This is a genomic window from Clostridium aromativorans (assembly GCF_020908015.1).
Classification (GTDB): domain Bacteria; phylum Bacillota; class Clostridia; order Clostridiales; family Clostridiaceae; genus Clostridium_B; species Clostridium_B aromativorans.
On sequence record NZ_JAJJPB010000004.1, the window covers coordinates 16,025 to 39,357 of the forward strand.

Consider the following 23,333-nt stretch of genomic DNA (forward strand, 5'->3'; position numbering starts at 1 on the left):
GATAATCTTTTTTAGCAGAAAAAGGAAGGGGGACTGACCCCCTTTTACCCGTCTTTATGCCCCACATTAACTTCATCACTGCAACCACCAGCCAGATCATTAATAGAAGTAATATCCTTGGACAACTCAATTGCCCCAACCACCCTGCCGCTCTTTACAATAGGCAGTGTCACATTGTCAGTATTAATCAAATTACCATTACAATCACAAAATTTCTGATCTTCACGGTAAATACGTTTCCCACTTTTTACACATTCAACCAAGGTGCTATCTTCAGGCTGGAGCCCAGGATACAGTTCAAAAAGGTTCTTATCGGGATCTTTTAAAAAAGCACTATCTCTATTAAATCTCGGATTATACTTAGCATGAAAGACAACCTTACCGCTGTTATTGATAACTGTTATGCCGTCAATTTGTTTCATCGTAAATGCCATCTATACTCACCCCCATCCTTATTTTACACCTTACATTAAGCTATAATAAAGCATATTCATGGCAATTATTGAAATTCAGTATTGAGCTCTATATAACCATACAATCAAAATTCTGATATTGTACATACTTAAAATCAAGTAAATAGATCTTCTTATAATATGCTTCTAGGATTTTTATTATTTTTTACAGATTAAAACTTAATAATCAAGTAAGAGCTAAATAATTTATTTAGCGTCCCTTAACACCAATCATACGTGTCATTACTACCATTACCATACGTACTATTCATATCATTATGTACCATTCTGTATATTTTTTAAGTAAAGATACTTAACCCAGCTTTTTCAAGTTTAAGATTAGTTATAGACACAAAGAGAATATGGTTTTTGACAGTACGCCAATAGTTCTTTCTTGTGTTCGCAGATTTCCATATCTTCAAGTTTCACTTTATCTTCATGGAAACAGCCTTCAATATGAAGTTGTCTGCTTTCTACGTACTCTTTGTTTCTTTCTATTCTTCAAAACCTCCTATTGTTCAGCCCTTTCCAAATGCCTTTCACTACCTTTCTACCTTTGGTACTATAGCTTCTGCTGACTTCTCATGTCTCAGATGCACATAACACATAAGTTGTTATTTCTAAGTTCATATCTATCCATAACTTGCCCATGATACCTCCCCGGGTAAGAACGACCTCCTTCGTCTCATATATCTGCTTCATTTACTGTGTGTACTTCGGGCAGTATCGGATTTTGTTTTGTTGCGCAAACTCATCCAACGTATTTCAACCTTGTATGTAGTTTGTATTCCTCAGACTGAGACTTTACCTCCAACTTCCTTCAAATTCCGTTTCACAACGGACACCCTTGCCTTTGGCTAATGGTTGCTGCTACCTAGTCCCATAACGGACTTTCATCGTCAAGCTGACGTACCCATATTGGGCACACGCAAAAAAGAACTGTCATTTCTGACAGTTCTTTGACTTTAGAAATAATTATAAACTAAAGTTGATTTACAGTATAAATTACAGTTTCTCCATTTTTCAATGTAGCCGTAACTTTATCTCCAGTAACAAGAGTTTCATCTGTTTCTTTTGCATTATTACTAGCATTTTTCACAGTTACTGTTTCAAAATCTGTAAATGCGGCCTTAAATCCATCTGCAGTTCCAGTTACACCACTTGCAATAGTCAATGTATTGCCACTAGCCGATTCATTAATTGTGTAACCGCCCTCTGTAACATCATTTACATAAATAGTCTTATTTACAGTCTCCTTATCCTCAGACGATGGAACATAATAAGCATAATCGCCATTTTCATCCTTTTCACCTGAAATGGACGTAGTTTCCTTAGCTGTTATCTTAACTGTCCTATTAGCTTTAAATTTAGCTATACTGTCAGACTTTGTAAATTTAAACGTAACAGTATTTTTATCACCAGCATCAGCAGCCTTTGTAACTTCAAAATCATCAGCATCTAAAGTCGATCCACCAACTCTGAATGTAAAATCATCTGTTCTAACACTATTTTTATAAATTGGTGCATCAAACACTATGTTAACATCAGCTTCTGAGTCATTTACAGTTGCTGTCCAATCATCTTTAATAGTTTTAGGGGCAGCCTTATAGAAATATGGTGTTACTGTTCCTACCTCAGCATCTCCAGTGTCAGCATCTGTTTGTATAGCTACTGGATTACCTGATACATCCTTTGTATCTGTTGCCCGAATAGCCGGCTCCTTTGTAGTAGGATTAATTATTGTTAATACAGCATCTTTCCCCTTATTTTTAACAGCATCTACCGTAGCATCAGTATTAAATACTAAAGTTACTACATCACTATTTTTGTATCCAGTATCAGCCTGTACGCCATTAACCGCAAATTCTTTATAGTTAAAATCATCTATTGATTTTGTGAATTTAAAATCTACCTTTAAATCATCATCATTACCATCTTCATAGTAAACTTTAACAGAATTAGGATTTACTGTAGTTATATTTGATGCTATAGATATAGGTTTAGCGACAGAAATCTCTAATGCATTTCCATTTATATCTTTAATACTATCTAAAACGTCCAACTCTATAACATCATTATCGCCTACAGTACCAACATAACCATCTTCTCTTACAGTATAGTTATCTGGGAATTCAATAATAGCACTTTTATTATCGGAACTTACGGAAATATCAGTATCACTTGGAAGTGATTTTAAATCTCCATTACCATTTCTGAATTTATAATTTGAAAGTTCCTGGATAGAACTTGAATCCATTTCCTTACTAAAGTTTACAACAACTTTTCGATCACTAGAACCTGTAGTTATAGTATCTACTTCTGGTGCTACATCTTCAGCTCCATCAATTGTTTCAACATATTCATCCATTTGATTACCGTCTGATGAAGTGTCTGTTATATTCTTAATTGTTATAGTATATTTACTATCAGTTAAATCATCATCAAAGTTTAGATCAACTACATCAGTTGAGTCAGTATCTTTAACAACATATCCTTCTGATTTCCCAGGAATTGTAAAATTAGCATTATCCAAATTTATATTTGTGCCACTTTTATCCACTAATTTATAGTTAGATTTATCAGTTGCTTCTATTGCTCTTACATCTTTACTAAATCTAACACGTATAGTATCATCATCTAATAATGTAACTGACGATACTGCTGGTTTAGTATCATCTTCATCCAAATCAAACGACTTTGTAGTATCATCTGCTACTTTATTTCCATAAGCATCTTTTACATTATCATCAATATATATAGTATTTGCATTTTTATTAAGTAAACCTGATACTCCACTTATTTTAACCTGAGTATCACCTTTCTTAAGGTCTATCGTACTATTTGAGGAAGTTAATTGAGTTCCATTTATCTTATAATTGCCATTAACTTTAGCTGTCTTTTCATCCATTGGTCTGTCAAAGTTAACATATACTTTTCCACTATCTTCAGCTGTTATACTTGTTATTTCCGGACTTCCACTTATTGAATCAACATTAAAATCTTCAGTAGTTTCTTTAAATGGGAATCCTGCAGCATCTGTTAATACACCATCATTATCTCCATCGGATATCTTCAAAGTATTGTTACCTGAATCAAGTTTTGAATTAAAATAGAAATCAACTTCATCGGACCATACCTTATCAGCAGGGCCTTTAACAGAATCTTTAATTTCCGAATACTGTTCATCTAACCCAAGGCTTCCAATATTTTGACCATTTATCTTAAACTTACTCTTTAATTCATTTATTGTTCCTAAATCAAGAGCTTCTGAAAATTTAACTGTTATTTTACTATTTCCTTTTACAGATACTGATTCAAGTGTAGGAGCTGTAGTATCACTGAAATCTACGCTTTGAGTAAATTCAGGAACATTTTCTGATTTATCCGCTGACAATATTCCCTTTTTAACTGTCACATCCACATCATCAGATTGTTGTCTTGGTTTTGCTAAAGTTATTAAAACTGTTTTATTATCATCTTGAAGAACAGCTTTCGCTTCCTTGTCAACATTAGCTTCACCTACATCACCAGTATCAGTATCGCTCTGCTCTACCAATGATGTCCCATCAACTTTATAATTAGACACCGTCTCAGCTGTATCTGAATCAACTTCGCCATTAAATATAACCTTAATTTGATTCAATCCAACAGCTTCAACAGACTGAACTTCAGTTGCCTGATCTCCACTTGGATTATAAATCTCATTGATTGCTTCTACAGTATTCTCGGAAACAACCCCTGTTCCTCCAATTACCTGGAAATCAGTGCTGGAAGTAGTGTTGTCTTTCAAGTAAGCTATTGCATTGTCTGTTGCATTTGGATTAGTTGTTGATCCTGAAGGATCTTTGTCCACTAATACCAGTGGTGCTGAATATTTTCCAGCTACTGCGGAAGCTACCAGTGCATCTGCATAGAGGTTGTCTGGTGCAGCTTTGCTTGCATTTGCAATGTACACCTTGTCACTCTTCAAGTCACCCTGGAAATTATTCAATACTTTTATGTTTGTAGCAAATCTATCTGCGCCGCCATCTACTCTTGAAGATGCTCCAAGGGCATTGTAGATAGTGTCATTTATTATATTCTTAGTTCCAACAACTGTAGCCTTTGAGTTGTTTTTCTTTACAAAATCTATTACTGGCTGAGTTTTAGCCTGGTCATTGGTTGCCAATAACAGTATTTGTCCCTTTGCAGCTGCTACTGGTGCTACTGAAAGGGCATCCGAGAATCCTTCTCCTCCAACAACCAATACATTGCTGGCGTCAACTCCCAATTTAACCAGTTCATCAGCTACTGCTGCATTTGTTTCATATCTATTGGCTCCGCCCAATTCTGTCAAAGTATATTTGTCTTTAAGTCCATCTCTTATACTCTGAGAAATTGAAGCATTTCCGCCAATAACATATACATTCTTTGGTTTCAGCGTATCAAGTGCTTTCTGAGCATCTGCGTTAAGTGAACCTGGTTCAGTCAAAAGTATTGGTGCACCCAGTTTCTTAGCCAATGCTGAAGCACTAACTGCATCTGCATAACCTTCACCTGAAACCAATACCACGCTGTCACTTCCACTTTCCCAGTTTGCTGTTGCAACCTGGGAAGCTGTTGCATATCTGTCGGCACCGCTTACTCTAGTTACTTTTCCTTGAGCTGCTTTAACTGGACCAGCTGATAAAGCTGTAGTTAAAACCAAGGACATAAGAGCAGCACTTGCAAGTGCCTTTGTACTTTTCTTACTCATATTGTAATACCCTCCTCGATTTAAGTGAATTTTAATTAAAATTCTTTTATATATATATATATATTTAAAATATATACTTTATTAAAATGCCAATCCAAGTAACATAAGCATGTACAAATCAATTTTTAACTTTATGTACTCTGTGAAATTTCATCTTTCCCATGCCAATACTGCTTGGTCAACATCCTTAAAACAGACTTTATTATACCACATATGGATTGTACATACTAGTAACATTGTACAATTTAACATAAATTTTCACAAAAATTTATTATTTACATGGTATTCCTCATAATTTATTTTGATTATATCATAATAAATCCATAATTTCTACAGTATACCTCCTATGATAAATAATTTCTCATCTGGCAATGACCAACCCATACTTCAATTATACAACAACATTTCTAATTTTTCCATAGTCCAATCCCTAGTAAGTTAAGGTTTTACAAGAAATATATTCCTTAAAATATGGATGCTTTTTATAAAGCTAGTTAATTATACTTATATATTTGATATATTATTCTACATAACCTATAAAAATCCTTTTTTTATATTGTTAATAAATTTAAAAATCCGCTTTTTTTGGTTTAATTTTATGCTCACCTATCATATTCATTCGTCATAAACATAGTCATCTATATCGCAAATGACTATGTTTATTATAAAATGAACATATTTATTATATAAATTTCAGAAGAGTTTTTACAATTCACAACTAAAGATGAAGTTTGAATAACGAATAAAAAACCCGCGAAAGCGGGTTTTTTTATTCGATACCTATTATAGAAAAAGTAAAACTGTCTTCTATTGCCTGTGAAACGGAAGCCGTTCCTCCAATTATGGTTATCTTTGAATTGTCCGGATCGGTATTGGACAATACATAATCTCTGGCATTATCTATTTGAGTCTGATTTGCACCAACTCCGCTGAGCACCAGAGGTGAATCGGTCTTTGCTGCTGCTGCAGAGGCTACCAGGGCATCTGCAAACTGATTACTTGTCGCTCCCCCAGCTGCTACATACACATTGTCAAATTTAAGGCTGCTTTTAAAATAATTGAGGACTGCCAGATTGGTGGCAAATCTGTTCAACATATCGGAATCCTTGGTGATTTTAGTCCCATTTACTGAATTCACTACAGCTTCAGGCAGGACTCCGCTTCCCCCTACAGCTTTTATATTACTCAAGCTGTTGGAAGTCACTATATCCTTAACCACATCAGGTACTTCCGTGCTATTTGCAAATAAAACGGGATATCCCTCCTGTGCTGCAACGGAAGCTACTGAAAGTGAATCCGCATATCCATCTTGTCCATTTACAAGGATTGCAGATTTCTTTCCGGTCTTATCAAGCACTTTCTGGGCAACTGCTGCATTTGTACCCATTCTTGTGGTGTCAGTGGTTCCCTCTATACGCTGAACGTGTTCCGTCCCATATTTAGCCTTCAAACTGTCTTCTATGGACTGGGATACAACTCCGCTGCCGCCTACTATGTATACATTGGACACATGAAGACTGTCCATGGTTGAAGATACCTGGGATTCCAGAGCATCCTCCCCGCTTGTCAAAAGTATGGGGGCATTGAGCTGTTTTGCCAGTGGAGTGGCACTCACTGCATCCGCATATCCGTATCCATTTACAAGAACTACATTCTGGGAAGTTCCAAAGAGATCCAGCGCCACCTGGTCAGCAGTACCTATCCTGTCGCTTCCCCCTATTCTGTTTATATTATCACTGCTGTCATCTGCTTGTACACCTACACTTCCAACTCCAAGTGTCAGTGACAGCACCAGCGCAGTCAACAGGGGGCTCAAAAACCTTTTCTTATTCGCCATATAGTTTACCTCTCTTTCAATTATCATCAATATATACAATTTATTATATAACAACACAAAATTTTTTTACAGTCAATATAAGAATTTCTTATCCATGTAATTGATGGAAATAAGAGTTTAAGTAAATAATTGTAACCTTTTAAACTTTTCCAAATAAAATAATACTGTAAGTAAAATATGGAGGTGAAAGTCTATGGCTTTCTCAGATAGAGAACTCCTTGCCAGAATCATAAAGTGTGAAGCAGGCGGAGAAGGGGATAACGGAATGAGGGCTGTAGCTACCACTATCATGAACAGGGTACGGGTTCCCTACGGGGAATATCATAGAATAGGCCAGGGTGATCTCAGGCGTGTACTTTTTCAGGCTGGTCAATTCGACTGCATGCGTACTGAAATAAACGGCGTACCCAATAATCAAAATGTCTGGTCCATTCCTCCTGATCAAATACACTATGACATAGCAGACTGGGCACTTGCAGGAAACAGGTTATTTAACATAGGTTATTCTCTATGGTATTTTAATCCCTATGCCCCATGTCCCGGTATATTTCCCTATAACGGTGTAGGAACTTTTCAGATAAGGATATTAAACCACTGCTTTTACAACCCCACGGAGCTGTACGCACAAACTTAGACAATGCACAATTTAATTTTTAATTGACAATTGAAATTTAGCCAGATTAATCAATATAACATGGAGGTATTTTAATGATATCAAATTACCCTGATTATTTCAGGACTATGCCAATGTCACCGGAGATAATGCCTGAAATGGAAATGCCAGGAGCTCCTCCCCCGGAGGAAACACTTGAAGAAACACCTGAGGAAACAGACGAAAGTTCTGACGCAAGACAAAACCAGCAGACGCCTTCTCAGGCACCCCATATCACCCCGACACCCACCAGCTTCGAGATGGCCCCAGGTTCTCCAATACAACAGGATATAAATTATGTTCAAGGTTACTTAAGAACTCAGATAGGGAAAAGAGTGAGGGTTACCTTTTTGCTGGGCACCGGCACTATGCAGGACAGGACAGGAATACTGGAAAATGTAGGAATAAGCTATATAATACTGAGGGAAGAGGGTACGAATGCCAGAGAACTGGCAGATATATATTCCATAAAGTTCGTGGTTATATTCGATAATGGACAGTCTTAGACAATTCACAATTTAAAGTGAAAAGTTAAAAGCGCAGGGTGTATAGTAAATGAAGATTTTCGGCAGTCGCTAAAAATCAACAAGAGCTGTATACTCCCAGCTGTCAGCTTTTCACTGTTTTTTATTTTTTGTTTTAAGTTCTTCTATGACAAATTTGTCAAAAGAGAATCTGTCTATAAAATTATCCTGTGTAAAAATAGTTTTGCCTCTCCTGTTGTACTCCTCCAGGTTGGTGGGAAGCCAGTAGGGTTTTTCAATGTCAAATTCACTGCAGAGCACAATTATACATTTCTTGAGATCCTGCTGATAATTTTCCCCGCCGCCAGCTGTGACCACTTTGTCTTTGATTATTTTATTGTGTTTTATGAGCTTTCCCCATATCTTTATCATTTGATTCAACTCACTGTCTATCATAATCTTCCAAAAAAGAATGTTTCTCTCCATCTTTCTCCCAGGCGAGAATGCCGTCTAAATTTACATTTTCCGCCGCGTGAAAAATGGATTTATCTATATCTTTAAATCTCTTCTTTAACTCCGCTATCAAGTCCTTGATCTCATAGCGCTTATTGCCTATTCTCTCTGCTGCAACCATGCAGGCACAATTAAGAGGCCATATACCGCTGTTTTGTATAAAACGCTGAATATAGACTTCTTCCACGTAATAAAGAGGTCTTATGAGTTCCAGACCTTCAAAGTTTTTGGACTTCAATTTTGGAAGCATGGTTTTAAAGCTTCCAGAATATAAAAGATTAAGAAGAGTTGTCTCTATTACGTCATTGAAATGGTGTCCCAGGGCAAGTTTATTGCAGCCAAGTTCCCGGGCTTTGGTATAAAGTGCTCCCCTTCTCATCTTGGCACACATATAACAGGGGTAATCTCTGGCAATTTTATCTATTACAGAAAAAATATCAGATTCAAAAATATGCAGTGGAATTTTTAAATATTCACAATTACTTTCCAAAAGTTCCCGAATGCTCTTATGATATCCCGGATCCATAGAAATAAATTCCAGCTGAAAATCCACTTTCCAGTGTTTTTTCAGTTCCTGGAACAATTTTGCCATGAGCAGACTGTCCTTGCCTCCGGATACTGCCACTGCAACTTTATCCCCTTCTTCTACCAAATGATATTCGCTTATAGCCCTTACAAATCTCGACCATATATGGGTTCTATACCTTTTAGTGATACTATGCTCTATTTCTTTCAACGGTTTTCTCTCATTAAAGGGAACCAGTATTTCGCATCCGTTCCCTCCAATTTTGCTCATGCCATCACCCCACCTTTACCAGAATATTATATCACTTATAAAGATGGAATCAAGATTCCTGCAAAATCAAGTTTTATAGTATATATCCGGGAATTCCATGCCAATCTGTTCTTTTCTGTTCCCATAATCGCTCTCTTCACAGCACTCTTCCTCTATAACTTTGGCGGGAAGCCTTATGGTAAATTCGCTTCCGACGTTCAAGGTGCTTTTTACACTGATTTCACCGCCGTGGAGCTCTACAAATGATTTTACCAGGTAAAGGCCTATTCCGCTGCCCTTGCTGTTGTCTACATAATCTCTGCCCACCTGCCCAAATCTTTCAAATATGACCTGAAGTTTGTCTTCCGGTATTCCAACACCTGTATCCTTTACTTTAATATATACATTATCCCCTTTATCCAGAACATCTACGTATATCTCACCATTCTCGGGAGTAAATTTCACTGCATTTGAGAGCAAATTTAAAATTATTCTCTCCATTTTATCCGGATCCACGGCCATTATCTTTTCCTCCACATTGGTGTCAAAGGTCAAATTGATTCCCTTGTCTTCCACATATGGAGCTAATGAAGAAGTGATATCCTCAACTACGCTTACAATATTTCTATTGTGAAGATTTAATTTTATAAATCCTGAATCCAGCTTGCTTATATCCAACAGGTTATTTATGAGCCTCATAAGTCTGTAACAGTTTTGTTTCATAATTTCCAGATACTTGCTTTGCTTGTTTATGTAATTTTTGTCTGTATAATCCTTACACAGTGCCAATACTTGTATCGCAGAAAAAATAACGTTGAGAGGTGTTTTTAATTCATGAGAAATATTAGATATGAATTCTGTAATCTTTTTATTAAGCTCCTGGCTTTCGTTTAAAAGTTCAGTATTTCTTTCTACGTCATTTTTAAGCTGTTGAACTTGTTTTTCCAGAGTGGCATCACAAAAAACGTCTAGTACAGAAGATTTTTGTACTTTACTATACCTGCCTTTATCCTGTTCACTAAAACTTTTCATATTCTCACACCCATTTCCATATCATTAATAATTATATTCTTATTACACAAACTGCCCTATACATAAATTATATTGATAATTATTGTATTATATGAACTGTTTATAAAAAAATATATTTTAACTTAATTATGCACCGTGGAGACTTAAACTTAAATACTTATGAAAATGTTTTAAATTGCAATTAAGATGTAAATAATCCAACAAGCTAATTATATCACCTCTTTTTCTAAAAATAAACCTATAATAAGAATATTTTTGCAATTTTTATTTTTTATGTATAAAAATTACATTAATAAAAAGATAATACTACATTTTTCACCGTCTAAAACGCTAAAATCCGCATAAATTATAATTGAATTTTAAATTTTTTAATTAAACTTTAAATATTTATTCACAATTTATTTACGATATATTAACATTCCGCTCGCAGCCTGTTCACGGCCCCCCGAGGACAGCTTGTACCCGGAGGCTGGCTTGATTATTTTATGAGCACAAGGCTCTTCCACTTTCCTTTTTTAAATCTCATATAGTACAATATTCCCCTCACAAGCCAATCTATATACATTCCAAGCCAAATTCCTATAACACCCATTTTTAGGGGTATTCCCAATATATATCCCATAGTTATCCTGAAAATCCACATTCCTATGATGGAAGTCACCAGGGTATACCTGGCATCACCTGCTCCCTTCAGCCCCGCAGGCAGGACGAAGGCAATGGACCAGAGCGGAATAAACAGTGCATTTACTCTCAATAAATTCACACACAAATGTACTATAGAGGAATCTGTGGTGTAGAGAGAGGATAAAAAGCCTGCAGCAGGTACGGAAATAAGTGCTAAAACTACAAGGCATATGGTGGAAACCTTATTCAAATAGGATAGACAGTCTTCCGCTCCGCTGCTGTCCTTTCTTCCCATATACTGTCCTACCAGAGCAGTAGCCGCAATGCTCAGAGCCATTCCAGGTATGTTGAGCATATTTGTTATGGAATTGGTAATTGTATTGGCCGCTATGGATATGGTTCCCATGTCTACAATAAATATCTGAGTTATAAGTTTTCCTCCATTGAACAAAAAGGATTCTACACTGGCGGGAATCCCCACTCCAAATATGGGTTTGAGTAATTTCCTGTCAAAATTAAATTGAGCTACTTTAACAAGCTTTACGATGGCTGTACCTCTCAATAGAACAATGAATACCATAACTGCACCCAGAGTTCTGGCCACAGCAATGGCAATCGCAGCCCCCTCCACTCCCAGACTTGAAATTTTGAAGTTTTTTATATGCACGCCGTAAATCAGGCAGTATCCCAATATTACGTTTATCACATTCATGAACATAGTAATTTTCATGGGTGTTTTGGTATCGCCTGCTCCCCTCAGCACGCCATTGGCGGAAAGGTTCAGTGCAACAAGAGGATACGTTAAAAGTGTTATTTCGAGATAGGTGTAAGCATAATCTATAACCTGTACATCTGCAGAACCATACAGCAGAGTTACAAGTTGTTTTCTGAATATCCACATGGCAGTGGTAATTGCAAGAGATATCAACACAGCAGAGTAAAGTGCCTGCTTGACTGCTTCATTTGCCCTTTTTATATTTTTTCTGCCGGCATATTGTGCCACTACCACAGTCCCGCCTACTGCCAGGGCTGAAAAAAAGGCAATAAATATATTGTTGATGGAATCCACCATACCAATAGCAGAAACTGCCTCCTTGTTGATATGCCCTGCCATCATGGTATTCACCACACCCAGGGACATGACAAACAACTGCTCGGTTAAAATAGGCACTGCCAATTTAAATACGTCTTTTCTTATAAAATTCACTTGATCTTTCTCCCATAATAAATTAGTAATAAAAATAATAATCAAGTTCTTCTTAGGTTCAGGTGGAGTTTGCTTATAAGGAATACTTTTCTCCACCTGAACCTAAGAAGAACTTATCCGATGGCTGCCAGTTCTAAACCTCCCAGTTTACAACATGATAGGTTAAAAACTGTTACGCCACTGGATTGGCTCTTCTAAAGTTCTTGAAAAAATTTTTCTCATAAGCAAATTACTGCGAACCTAAGAATCACCTTATCCAGGCGCGTAGCAGTGCTTATCTTCCAGCTTAGGAAGCTGGAAGTATTAGCAATGGTAGCGTTCGGATAAATAAGATTATACATCAATAGTTTGTCCAAAGTCCAGAATTACATAATTCCAAATGATCAGTTCACAATTTGTTCATGACCCCCGGGAGTCGAAAAAAAACTTTTTCAAGAAGGAGGATTTTTTTATTTTACGTAGAATTTCTTAACGTAAACAAATTGTACAAATATGTACAATTTTTACTATAATATATAAATAATGTAGTTACAGGAAAGGACATTTGCAATGCTGAAACTTCAATGGATAGAAATTTTTCTAAGGTGTATTCCCGAGATGCTGCTGATGATATGGGGAATATACGTACTGGCTAGAAAATCTTTTAACGTGCGAAATTATATAATTCTAAGCTGTATTCTGGGTTTATATTCCTTTTTAGTAAGAGAGCTTCCCATATACTTCGGTGTCCACACCATGATTATAACGATTTCAGTAATAAGTATCATGATAATTCAGGGAATCCCGCTGGTCACTTCCATATACAGCACCCTTATAATGCTGTTTATACTTATAATTGCTGAAACTCTAAACAAATTTATACTCAGTCTTTTCAATATATCTTTTGTATTCACCAACATGAATCCCGTTAAAAAATCCATACTGACCCTCCCCTCATTGATCATACTTTTTCTCTCTATAATCATCATCCAAAATATTGTAAAAAAAAACCTTAAAATACAGTAAAATGAAATATAATATCCTATAAAATATTTTTATAGGATATTTTTTTATTTAAAGAAGGATTTTCATATTTTATGGAGAATAATATAAATTAAACAATGTGAAATAAATTCATAAAATGTATATATTTGTCGAATGGATTGTAAATAACAACAAAAGGAGAGACCTGAATATGCTCGGAATCAATTGGATAGAACTTTTTTTAAGAAGTATTCCCGAAATGCTTTTGGTAGTTTGGGGAATACATATTATAGCTAAAAAGCCACTTGATATAAAAAAATATATATTCATAAGTATTTTGCTGGGTATAGTTTCTTTTCTCGTAAGAGAGCTGCCAATATATTTTGGAGTTCATACCATAATTTTGATGATCTTAATTATAGGGGCTATGGTAATTGTAGGAATACCATTGCTTATCTCTATATATGCAACTTTGTTTATGTCTTTAATGTTTTCAGTAAGTGAATTTTTAAATATGCTTATGCTCAAACTGCTTGGCATTAGCACAAATATAAATTCCATGGAACCTATAAAAAAATCCCTTATGGGTATTCCATCACTGGTAATGTTATTTTTATTTCTTGTCATAATACGCTATCTATTAAGAAAAAGAGGAATTAAAAATGTACCTGACTGAAAGGCTGGCAGTTTCTCTGGGGAAAAAAGCCAGAACTGTTCTAAAAGCAGACAAGGAAAAAGAGGAAATAATAGTGTACGGGGCAATCAGTCTGCTTCAGACCATATTTTCTATATTCTGGGTAATAGCAGCAGGTGCAGTTTTAGGTGTACTGTATGAAGCTCTCATATTTTCCGTGTCAATGAGCATACTGAGAAAATATTCAGGCGGCTTTCATTCTTCATCTCCTAATCTATGTATTATAAGCGGAACAATTTCCGCTGCTGCTGCAGGACTGCTGGTGGACAGATTTTTTTACAGTTTTTCTTTCCCGGCTACTGCAGCAGTGAGTGTATTCTGCATGGCGGCTGCCTTTGTAACAGTATTTTTGAAGGCCCCGGTAGACAGCCCTCAAAAACCCATTACCAGTAAAAAAATGAAAAAGATGTTTAAAAAAGACTCCATCATCACCTTGACAATATTTTCTATAATGATAATTGCACTTTGCCTGCTTTATAATACAAACAACCAACTGTATTATTTAAAAATCATAGACTGCATAAGCTTTGGCTGCCTGTGGCAGTCCATCACCCTGACGGACCGGGGATCAGTAATTTTAAAAAAGGCCGATTCAATGTTAAAAAAGTAGGAAAAAAGGGGGGAATTCAATTGAAGGGTAAAATAGTAAAATTATTCATCACTTTATCTGCACTGGTGTGCACACTCATGGCATTTACAGTTTCAGCTTCGGCATGCACGTGGTGTTTTTATCAGCCAGAGGAACCTGACTGCTTGAGAAAATAGCCTAAAAACTTAAAAAGCTCTAGGGTAAAAATTACTGATTTAAAAAATTGGTAATTTTTACTTTTTAATCTGAATTTTTCATTTATACCTGGGAGGAAATTATCTATGAAATACATTGCAAACAGCATATCCGTTATGCTGTCCATCATAAAGATAGCCATAGTTGTATTCACTGTCATAATAATATGCATTGATTTGCCTCAATATTATTCAGTTTTAAAAGTTAACTCAGATAACAATTATTTCAATTTATATAACACTATTTTCATATTATGCATTATGTTATCAATTTATGCGGCTTCATTAATAATCAATACTAAATTAGAACGTTCTTCGAATGTATTTAAAAAATCCTGGCTCATGGAGACCCTTTTTTTTACGCTCATTATCGCCATACCCATATATATATCCAACTCCTACGAAAGTGAATACAAATACCTGTTTCTGCTCCTGATACTGTCTTCCGTAATACAGTACGGCTCCAGATACGGCATTGTAACTTCGCTTTTCTGTTCAACTTTTGTACTTACGGCGGATCTGCTGTACGCCCCCACTTCCAACGGCATAAATATATATTTCCAGAGGGATCTGATACTGGTGGGAATATTCATATTCATATCCTGGGTGCTGGGATATTATGTGGACATAGAAGCTGAAAACAATAAAAGCAAGGACAACAGGCTAAACCTGCTGAGCCACAAACTAAAGGAACAGAGTATAAAAAGAGAAGATATGGAATCCTCCCTGCTGAAAAACAAGGTATGTTTTGAAATGCTCTTTGAGAACTCCATAAACTCAGTCATAGTCCATGAAGGCGGAAAGATAATATACGCCAATGAAAGTGCTGCAAAACTCCTTGGCTATTCCAGGGCGCTGGATCTGGACGATAAATTACTATACAGGTATTACCCAAAGGAATGTATAATGACCTCCAAGGAAAAATACAGCGACATAACAGAGAAAAAGCTGTCAAAAGTCACCATGGAGGAAAACATACTGGATTGTCAGGGGAATGCCATATCCGTCAGAAATACATCTTCATTTTTCGTCTATGACAGTAAGCCTGCAGTGATGACACTGCTTCTCGATCTGACATCTGAAAAACAGATGGAAACCCTTAAAAACACTGCGGAAAAGAACTTGAAACTGCTCAATGAAACCAGGGAATTCAATTCCCTCATAACAGAATTCTTCGTAAATATGTCCCACGAGCTCAAGACTCCTATAAATGTGATATTCGTTGCCATCCAGACCATGGACATATATGTGAATAAATGCAGCAGCAAAAGCACTGAAAAATGCAAATTCTACCTAAAAACCATGAAGCAGAACTGCCTGAGATTAATAAGAATTGTAAACAATCTTTTAGACATAACCAGGCTTGATTCGGGAGCTATTAAAATAAACAGGCAAAATCAGAATATAGTAAGCGTGGTGGAAGACATCACCCAATCAGTGGCTTCCTATATAAACAGCAAGGATATAGAGCTGATATTTGATACAAATGTAGAAGAGAAGATCATGGCCTTCGATCCAGTCAAATTGGAGCGTATAATGCTCAACCTGCTGTCAAATGCCTTTAAATATACTGATTCCAGGGGACACATATATGTAAATGTGGAAGACAGGGGAAAGACAGTGCTTATCAGCGTAGAAGATGACGGCAAGGGAATCCCCAAAGACAAGCTGAATCTCATATTTGAACGCTTCGGCCAGGCAAATCGTTCCCTTTCAAGGGACTGCGAGGGAAGCGGCATAGGACTGTATCTGGTAAAGAGCCTGGTAGATCTGCACAACGGTAAAATAAGTGTTAAAAGCGAGGAAGGAAAGGGAAGTAAATTTTTTATAGAACTTCCGGCAGAACTGGTGAAGGAAAATGACGTGAAAAACAATGAATTGTTTAAAACCAATGTAGAAAAGATAAATATAGAGTTTTCCGATATATATTCTCTTGAAAAATGAAAAGGGCTTAAAGCAATTTACTCTAAGCCCTTTATTTCCGCAAAAATTTTTCTGAAAATAAAAAGATCTAAATGGACACCTCTTTTATTTTGTTATATATGTTTCCATCTTTTATATTGGATTTTTTCCTGAAAAGAGCTTCTCCAAATTTTACCGCAATCCACAGTCCAATTCTCCTAATCCAGGCTACAAATCCAAAGATCTTGAGTATGTTGAAAGAGGATTTAAAAGTATAGAACAATTTTGCCACTCTAAAAAATTCACTCTGCAGATCATAAGGAGACATCTTTTTAGGTTTGAAGTTTACAACCATCATGTCATAGTACTGCCAGTCATTATCCAGCAGGCGGCCTTCCTTCTTATACTGCTCATAAACAGGCGTGTTGGGAAATGGGGTCAAAATTGCCGGCTGGAACTGATAGGCATTTATCCTCTCACAGAATTTCTCTCCTCTTTCCATGTCCTCTTTACTGTCATCATCAAGCCCCAGTACAAGGCTGGCTATCAGTCTTATCTTGTGCTTGACAAGGGCTGTACCACATTTTTCAATATCGGAAATCTTCTGTTTCTTGTTTATGTTGTCCAGGGATTTTTGATTCAGGGATTCAATTCCTATAAGCACCCTGTTCAGGTGGGCATCATGAAGGAGCTGAAGCAGTTCTTCATCGTTTGCCATATCTGTCCGTCCAAAGAAAAAGGTCTCTCTAAACACCAGGTTATTTGAAATCATCTTTCTAAGTATTTCTTTCGCTCTATCTTTGTCTGCAGTAAAATTGTCATCTTCAAAATTTACATATTTAAATCCCTGGTTTTTATACATCCTCAGCTCTTCTATGACATTATCAGGAGTCCTCTTTCTATAAGGATGAAACATCCTGGAGGTGGTACAAAAAGAGCAGCTAAAAGGGCATCCCCTGGAGGTCATGACATTGGCGGCCCTGCAGGGAGTTTTTAAAAGACTGTAATCCGGGAAAGGTATCTCATCCAGATTCTCTATGCATTTTGAATAAACTATCTTGTCCTTAATTTTTCCGCTGGCTACGTCTACAATTACCCTTTCACCTTCTCCAACCACTACCTGGTCTGCATGCTGCAGGGCCTCTTCAGGCAGGCTGGAAGCATGTATACCCCCTATGACCACTCTCTTGTGCTTGACATTTCTAAAATAGTCTGCAATGTGATATGCTCTTGTGGAAGAAGAGGTCATGGTGTAGAGCATTATTAAATCCCCATTTTCAAATTTATTGAAATTCAAGTCTTTATACAGCTCCTCATATACTTCTACATCATATCCTGCATCTTTTAATATCCTCCCGAGTATCAACGGCCCTGAAATAGAATTGGAATGCCCATAAATTTTATCGCCAAACCTATATATGGCATTTCTCCTTATATCTGCTGCCGGAACAATAAAAATTACTTTCATATTTACACCCTCATTTATAATTTTTATCACATACAAGTATATTAGTATTTTTGTCCAAATATTTCAACTCTTTTTCAATAAACAGAAAAAATAAAGTACAAACATCAAATCTAAACTGCAGAGTGAATAGTGTAGAATTTTGGTGAATTTTCGGTAAAAACCAGAAATACTGATTTACTATTCACTCTCCATTAAATATTCAGTAAACAGAGGTATAGTATATAATCTACAGCTGCAGCATTTAACCTAAAAGTTCAAAGGATGCTTTGCAATTACGGCTACTTTGCTTGTCCATTTTTATTTGATTTTCACATACTTTCCCCAATTCATGCAGGGCCTCTCTTCATCCAGTATCTTTATAAACTGCTCCAGCATTCCCATTTTTTTCAGCTTCTTCAAGAAGGATTTGGGGTAAGGTATATTTTGCTCGTAGCTTTTTCTGGGGTCTATTACCATGAGAGATCCATCTTCCTGAACAAACAGGTGGGGAAACCTGATCTCCAATTTTTTAAAGCCCATCTTTTTCATGTCGTCTATCAAATCAGCCACTTTTATGACAAATTCCCTGCTCAGTCCATATTTCTTCAGATACTTTTCTACATTCATTCCGCCTACATAATCTCTTATAATATAATACTTACCGACTTCATAAACCTTCGGAAAATACCTGCTTTTTTCTACCGATTTTAATATATCATATTCATTCCTGCAGCTGTCTGAACTGTTAAATATTTTTAAAGCTTTTCCATCGGGCATAAGGTATACCTGCCCACTATGGCCTTCTCCCAGGTACTTGCAGTGTCTCAAACTTATCGGAATTTTTCTGGAATGAATACACCAATTTCTCAATATAACACCTCCTTTGTTTTTATGTAACATAAAAACAAAGGTTTGATACAGCTAAACAATTCTTATTACATAGTATTACGGCAATTAAATTATGTTACAGCTATATTATAGTATTTTTTGTAGTTATATGAAAAATTTAGGTGTAATTTGTAAGTTAAAAGTGTTATGATTATGGGTACTATAGTTAAGTTATTGTTAAATTATATTTAAGTTAATTGCAAAATCAAGACGGCATATATAAAATTGAGGTTGTAAGGTATTCTTAAACGAGTTCATGGTTTTGCACATAACTAAAAAGAGGAGGATCAATATGACATGGTTCAAGGATCTAAAAATAGGTAAAAAACTTTTAACAGGATTTCTAGTGACATCTTTGTTTATCATAATAATAGGCATGATAGGCACAATCAATTTAAACACGGTAAATAAAAAATCCAGCGAACTGTACAATGCCAATCTGAAATCTATAGAAAATTTAGACAGATTTGACGCCAATTCAATGAAGCTTCGCCTCGAGATAATAAATCTAGTTGAAAGCAGGGACAAAAACAATGTAAAAGATACGGCTGAAGCTATGAAGGAATTACAAAATCAAAATACAAATATAATCAGTACTTATGAAAAATCAGATCTTACACCGGAGGAAAAAACTCAGTTGGCAAGTTTAAACAAGCAAAGGGCTGAATGGCTGAACATATGCAATAATATTATAAACCTCATGGCTTCGGACAAATACGATGATGCCATGACTTTAAACAAACAGGCGGCTTCTTATAGAAACAAACTCACTGAAAGTATTGAACAATTGATTAAAATTATAAACGAAAAGGCCGAAAAGCAGTATATAAGTATTAACAATACATTCAGGACTTCTTTCTATACAATTATAGCTCTGACTCTAATTGGAATAATTGCAGCAATAATTTTAGGCAACAGGATCACCGCCGGACTCATAAAAAGAATCAACAAGATACTGTCTTTTACAGATTTAATAAGCAAGGGGGATTTAAGCCAGTCTTTAAAGGCCAGCAGCAAAGATGAAATTGGAGATATCGCCACCAATCTGAACAATGCAAAAAATAATATAAGGGATTTAATCAGCCAGATAAATAACAGCATTGAGGAAATGAGTGCATCCAGCGAAGAACTATCCGCATCTACAGAAGAAATATCCTCAATGATGAATTCTGTAAATGAGTCTACGGCAAATATAGCAACGGGTTCTCAAAATCTAAGCAGCGTAACCCAGCAGATAAGCACATCTTCCCAGAAAATGGCACAAAGTGTGGACATCCTTCTGGGAGATGCTGAAAAGACGTCTAAAACTTCTTCAGAGATAAAAGAACGTGCTAAAAATATAAAAGAAAAAGCCTCACAGAGCATAAAAGAGGGAGAGGCCATATACAATGAGAAAAAAAATAAAATCGTAGAAGCTATAAAAGCGGGAGAGGCAGTTTCACAGGTCAAAGTCATGTCGGAAACAATCGGAAATATAGCAGAACAGACTAATCTGCTGGCATTAAATGCCGCCATCGAATCCGCCAGAGCAGGGGAAGCAGGAAAGGGCTTTTCAGTAGTGGCGGAGGAAATACGAAAGCTTGCAGAACAATCCTCCAATACCGTGGAGGGTATAAATAAAATGGTACTTTCTGTAGAGACAGCTTTTAAAAATCTATCTTCCAGCGGCAACGAGATTCTGGATTACATGTCAAACAGCGTCCAGCCCAATTACAACCTCCTGATGGAAACGGGAGTGCACTATGAAAATGATGCTGATTTTATAAATACCATGTCACAACACATGGACACTTCTTCAAAACAAATGAAAGAAATGATGACAGGTATAAATTCAGCTGTTGAAAATACGGCTTCTACAGCTGAAGAATCTGCTGCCGGATCTGAAGAAATATTGAGCAGTGTTGAAGAAGTCACCAAGGCCTCTTCAGGTATTGCCGATTCATCACAGAACCTGGCAGCACTGGCACAGAATATTGCAAAGACAATAGGTGAATTTAAGTTGTAGAGTTAAGATGTTAAAAACCTGGTTTAATTTACCAGGTTTCCCACTAATTTTACATGGATATTTTCTGGAAATACTGTTAGAATAGCAAACAAGACAAGCCTAAATTTCAGTGATGAAATGCGGGGGATAATATCTAGGGGTGAATCTTTCTTTTAAAGTAGGGGTATCCCACAGTCCCGAACCCGTCAACTAACTCCGTAGGCAAAATTAAGGGGGATAATCTAATATGCATTTCAAGAAAATGAGGAGTATACTTTTTGCAATATCTCTTTGTGCTGTATCTTTTACCCAGGTTCATGCAGCAAGTTATACAGTAAAATCAGGTGATTCTATATTTAAAATAGGCGTGTTGTTCAAGAACAGTGTGGATACGATAATGAGAGACAACAATTTAAGTCAAACTACCATATATCCAAATCAGATTTTAAAGGTAAATTCGAAAACTTATATTGTACAAGCTACTGATACTCTCTATTTAATAGCAAAAAAATTCAATATATCTTTAAATACATTGATTGCCGCCAACTCTAATGTGGACAAGTATATTTATCCGGGTCAGGTGCTCAATATACCTTCAGGGTACATCTTCAAAGGAGCAGCTCCTCCCGCTATAGTACCCTACAGCCAAAGCGACCTGGATCTACTTGCAAGGCTGGTAAACGCAGAGGCACAAAGCGAGTCCTATAAAGCTAAGGTCGGTGTGGCTGCTGTAGTTTTAAACAGAGTCCGCAATCCAAAATACCCATCCACTATAAAGGGTGTAATATATGAAAAATCAGGTGGATACTATCAATTCACTCCTGTATTGAACGGTTGGATAAACAAACCCGCCTCGGAGGAATCGAAAAAAGCAGCTTATGATGCGCTTCACGGCTACGATCCTACCAAAGGTGCACTCTACTATTTTGATGACAGCACTACCAACACATGGCTGTGGTCAAAACCAATTGCACTGAGAGATGGCAAGATGGTATTTACTTATTAAAATAGGGTCAGACCCCCTGACATTTTCTGTCAGGGGGTCTGACCCTATTTTACAAACTTCTCCACTTCAGGTATTATATACTCTCTTGTATTATCTATAATATTTCCTCGTTTAACCACCATCAGCGGTTTTTCAAAACAATTCAGATCTTCAAGAGGGTTGCCATCCAGGATAACAAAATCTGCAAATTTTCCAGGCTCAAGGGTTCCAACTTCTTTATCAATTCCCAGAATTTCAGAATTTGATTTAGTTGCAAAATATATAGCCTGTGCATTTAAGGCTCCGCCGTATTTTACCTGAAGCTGCAGTTCTCTCCAGGTATTATAGTGGGTTACAAAAGGCATGGCTGCATCAGTGCCAAGTCCAACTTTTATACCTTCATCTATAGCAGTTTTAAATCCTTTGGTCATTTCATCCCTTATAATTCTGCCATTGGCAAACTGCACATCATCAAGCTTTGTGTACTCAGTGCTGATTTCCGACGTATAAATTGCCGGAGCAAAGGTAGGTATAAGAGCACTGTAGCCTCTCAAGGATTTAGGATTGTGTTTGAAAAGCTCTATTATTTCATCATCCATGGAAGCACCGTGCTCTATGGTATCCACTCCTGCCCTCAAAGCTTCCTTCAATCCTCTGGTGCTCTGGCAGTGACTTGCCACAAGCAGACCTGCCCTATGGGCCTCATCACATACAGCCGCAATTTCATCATAGGTCATCTGGACTCTTCCTGCTTCGCCTATTTTCCTGGAATCGGTAACTCCGCCCGTACTAGCTATTTTTATAAGATCCGTACCCTTATAAACATGTTCTCTCACCTTTTTTCTTCCTTCCCAGGGTGAATCTGAAGCTTCAGATACAAGTTTATATCCATGCCCTCCGGTTATGCATATCATAGGTCCAGCACATAACATGTCAGGTCCAATTTGACCGCCGTTTTTCATTTCATTTTTAACTTCTATATCATAGTAAAGTGGATCTCCCACGCTTCGGAAAGTAGTCACTCCGGCATGAAGTGCTGCCATTGCATTTTTTTTCATGTTCTCCTCGAGAAGATATTTTCCAAGAGATGACTTCATGAACTCTAGGTTTTCATCCGGAGTCCTCTTTACACCTTCTTCTGTAAAAGGATTCCCATCCCCGAAAAGATGCACATGAGCATCTATAAGTCCAGGAACCACATATTTATTCTTTAAATCAAATACCTTACAGTCCTTAGGTATGCCAACCTCCATTTTATTCCCCAGAGATTTTATCTTTCCTATACCATCTACATTCTCTACTAGCATTACACCTTCATTTATCATATTGCTTTCAAATCTGCCATCAATTATATTACAGTTTATAAAAGCACAAACTTCTTTTTGCTCATTCACAA

At 36.6% G+C, this 23,333-nt stretch carries 19 protein-coding genes and 1 riboswitch; of the genes, 8 read left to right on the plus strand and 11 right to left on the minus strand.

What is annotated here, in order from left to right; genetic code table 11:
* Nucleotides 1-44: 44 nt before the first annotated feature.
* The 3 genes from LN736_RS05190 to LN736_RS05200 all read right to left on the minus strand — a co-directional run bounded on the left by LN736_RS05190 (nt 45) and on the right by LN736_RS05200 (nt 7,024).
* Nucleotides 45-434, minus strand: a complete 390-nt coding sequence (locus LN736_RS05190; RefSeq protein WP_229981124.1) for a transcriptional regulator — start codon at nt 432-434, stop codon at nt 45-47.
* 1,000 nt (nt 435-1,434) lie between these two features.
* Nucleotides 1,435-5,187 (minus strand): cell wall-binding repeat-containing protein, encoded by a 3,753-nt coding sequence (locus LN736_RS05195; protein ID WP_229981125.1) that lies wholly within the window; start codon nt 5,185-5,187, stop codon nt 1,435-1,437.
* Between the two features lie 769 nt (nt 5,188-5,956).
* Nucleotides 5,957-7,024 carry a cell wall-binding repeat-containing protein gene (locus LN736_RS05200; RefSeq protein ID WP_229981126.1) on the minus strand — a complete coding sequence of 356 codons (1,068 nt, stop codon included), beginning with the start codon at nt 7,022-7,024 and terminating at the stop codon, nt 5,957-5,959.
* Nucleotides 7,025-7,217: 193 nt separating this feature from the next.
* Between LN736_RS05200 and LN736_RS05205 the strand changes: the two genes are divergently transcribed.
* A complete protein-coding gene (locus LN736_RS05205) occupies nt 7,218-7,658 on the plus strand; it encodes a cell wall hydrolase (RefSeq protein WP_150358889.1) in 441 nt (146 codons plus the stop codon).
* A 74-nt stretch (nt 7,659-7,732) separates the two neighbouring features.
* Nucleotides 7,733-8,182, plus strand: a complete 450-nt coding sequence (locus LN736_RS05210; RefSeq protein WP_150358890.1) for a hypothetical protein — start codon at nt 7,733-7,735, stop codon at nt 8,180-8,182.
* A gap of 111 nt (nt 8,183-8,293) precedes the next feature.
* On the opposite strand, the gene LN736_RS05215 is transcribed toward LN736_RS05210, so the two are convergent.
* The 5 genes from LN736_RS05215 to LN736_RS05235 all read right to left on the minus strand — a co-directional run bounded on the left by LN736_RS05215 (nt 8,294) and on the right by LN736_RS05235 (nt 13,211).
* On the minus strand, nt 8,294-8,572 hold the full coding sequence (locus tag LN736_RS05215) for a hypothetical protein (RefSeq protein WP_229981127.1): 279 nt from the start codon (nt 8,570-8,572) through the stop codon (nt 8,294-8,296).
* Nucleotides 8,573-8,582: 10 nt separating this feature from the next.
* Nucleotides 8,583-9,449 (minus strand): tRNA 2-thiocytidine biosynthesis TtcA family protein, encoded by an 867-nt coding sequence (locus LN736_RS05220; RefSeq protein ID WP_179978505.1) that lies wholly within the window; start codon nt 9,447-9,449, stop codon nt 8,583-8,585.
* Nucleotides 9,450-9,515: 66 nt separating this feature from the next.
* Nucleotides 9,516-10,460 carry a sensor histidine kinase gene (locus LN736_RS05225; RefSeq protein ID WP_229981128.1) on the minus strand — a complete coding sequence of 315 codons (945 nt, stop codon included), beginning with the start codon at nt 10,458-10,460 and terminating at the stop codon, nt 9,516-9,518.
* A gap of 478 nt (nt 10,461-10,938) precedes the next feature.
* A complete protein-coding gene (locus LN736_RS05230; protein WP_229981129.1) occupies nt 10,939-12,291 on the minus strand; it encodes an MATE family efflux transporter in 1,353 nt (450 codons plus the stop codon).
* Nucleotides 12,292-13,064: 773 nt separating this feature from the next.
* Entirely contained in the window at nt 13,065-13,211 is a 147-nt protein-coding gene (locus tag LN736_RS05235; RefSeq protein ID WP_190972280.1) for a hypothetical protein, read from the minus strand.
* 254 nt (nt 13,212-13,465) lie between these two features.
* Here LN736_RS05235 and LN736_RS05240 point away from each other — a divergent pair, with 254 nt between their 5' ends.
* The 4 genes from LN736_RS05240 to LN736_RS05255 all read left to right on the plus strand — a co-directional run bounded on the left by LN736_RS05240 (nt 13,466) and on the right by LN736_RS05255 (nt 16,675).
* The gene (locus LN736_RS05240; protein ID WP_229981130.1) at nt 13,466-13,930 is read left to right on the plus strand and encodes a hypothetical protein; all 465 of its coding nucleotides are present in this window, start codon (nt 13,466-13,468) and stop codon (nt 13,928-13,930) included.
* On the plus strand, nt 13,917-14,558 hold the full coding sequence (locus LN736_RS05245; RefSeq protein WP_179978501.1) for an accessory gene regulator ArgB-like protein: 642 nt from the start codon (nt 13,917-13,919) through the stop codon (nt 14,556-14,558). The genes LN736_RS05240 and LN736_RS05245 overlap by 14 nt, the downstream gene beginning before the upstream one ends.
* Before the next feature lie 20 nt (nt 14,559-14,578).
* Complete coding sequence (locus LN736_RS05250) at nt 14,579-14,713, plus strand: cyclic lactone autoinducer peptide (RefSeq protein ID WP_179978500.1); 135 nt, start codon at nt 14,579-14,581, stop codon at nt 14,711-14,713.
* A 105-nt stretch (nt 14,714-14,818) separates the two neighbouring features.
* Nucleotides 14,819-16,675 carry a sensor histidine kinase gene (locus tag LN736_RS05255; RefSeq protein WP_229981131.1) on the plus strand — a complete coding sequence of 619 codons (1,857 nt, stop codon included), beginning with the start codon at nt 14,819-14,821 and terminating at the stop codon, nt 16,673-16,675.
* Between the two features lie 67 nt (nt 16,676-16,742).
* Here LN736_RS05255 and LN736_RS05260 read toward each other — a convergent pair whose 3' ends face one another.
* The gene (locus LN736_RS05260; protein WP_229981132.1) at nt 16,743-18,101 is read right to left on the minus strand and encodes a B12-binding domain-containing radical SAM protein; all 1,359 of its coding nucleotides are present in this window, start codon (nt 18,099-18,101) and stop codon (nt 16,743-16,745) included.
* A gap of 297 nt (nt 18,102-18,398) precedes the next feature.
* Nucleotides 18,399-18,950, minus strand: a complete 552-nt coding sequence (locus LN736_RS05265; RefSeq protein WP_229981133.1) for a protein kinase family protein — start codon at nt 18,948-18,950, stop codon at nt 18,399-18,401.
* Between the two features lie 310 nt (nt 18,951-19,260).
* Between LN736_RS05265 and LN736_RS05270 the strand changes: the two genes are divergently transcribed.
* The gene (locus LN736_RS05270) at nt 19,261-20,973 is read left to right on the plus strand and encodes a methyl-accepting chemotaxis protein (protein WP_229981134.1); all 1,713 of its coding nucleotides are present in this window, start codon (nt 19,261-19,263) and stop codon (nt 20,971-20,973) included.
* Nucleotides 20,974-21,059: 86 nt separating this feature from the next.
* Nucleotides 21,060-21,192: riboswitch (cyclic di-AMP (ydaO/yuaA leader) on the plus strand.
* Nucleotides 21,193-21,199: 7 nt separating this feature from the next.
* Complete coding sequence (locus LN736_RS05275; protein ID WP_179978496.1) at nt 21,200-21,958, plus strand: cell wall hydrolase; 759 nt, start codon at nt 21,200-21,202, stop codon at nt 21,956-21,958.
* A 44-nt stretch (nt 21,959-22,002) separates the two neighbouring features.
* Here the strand turns inward: LN736_RS05275 and LN736_RS05280 are convergent, their stop codons facing one another.
* Nucleotides 22,003-23,331: an amidohydrolase family protein gene (locus LN736_RS05280; protein WP_229981135.1), complete on the minus strand. Its 1,329-nt coding sequence runs from the start codon at nt 23,329-23,331 to the stop codon at nt 22,003-22,005.
* Nucleotides 23,332-23,333 lie beyond the last annotated feature (2 nt).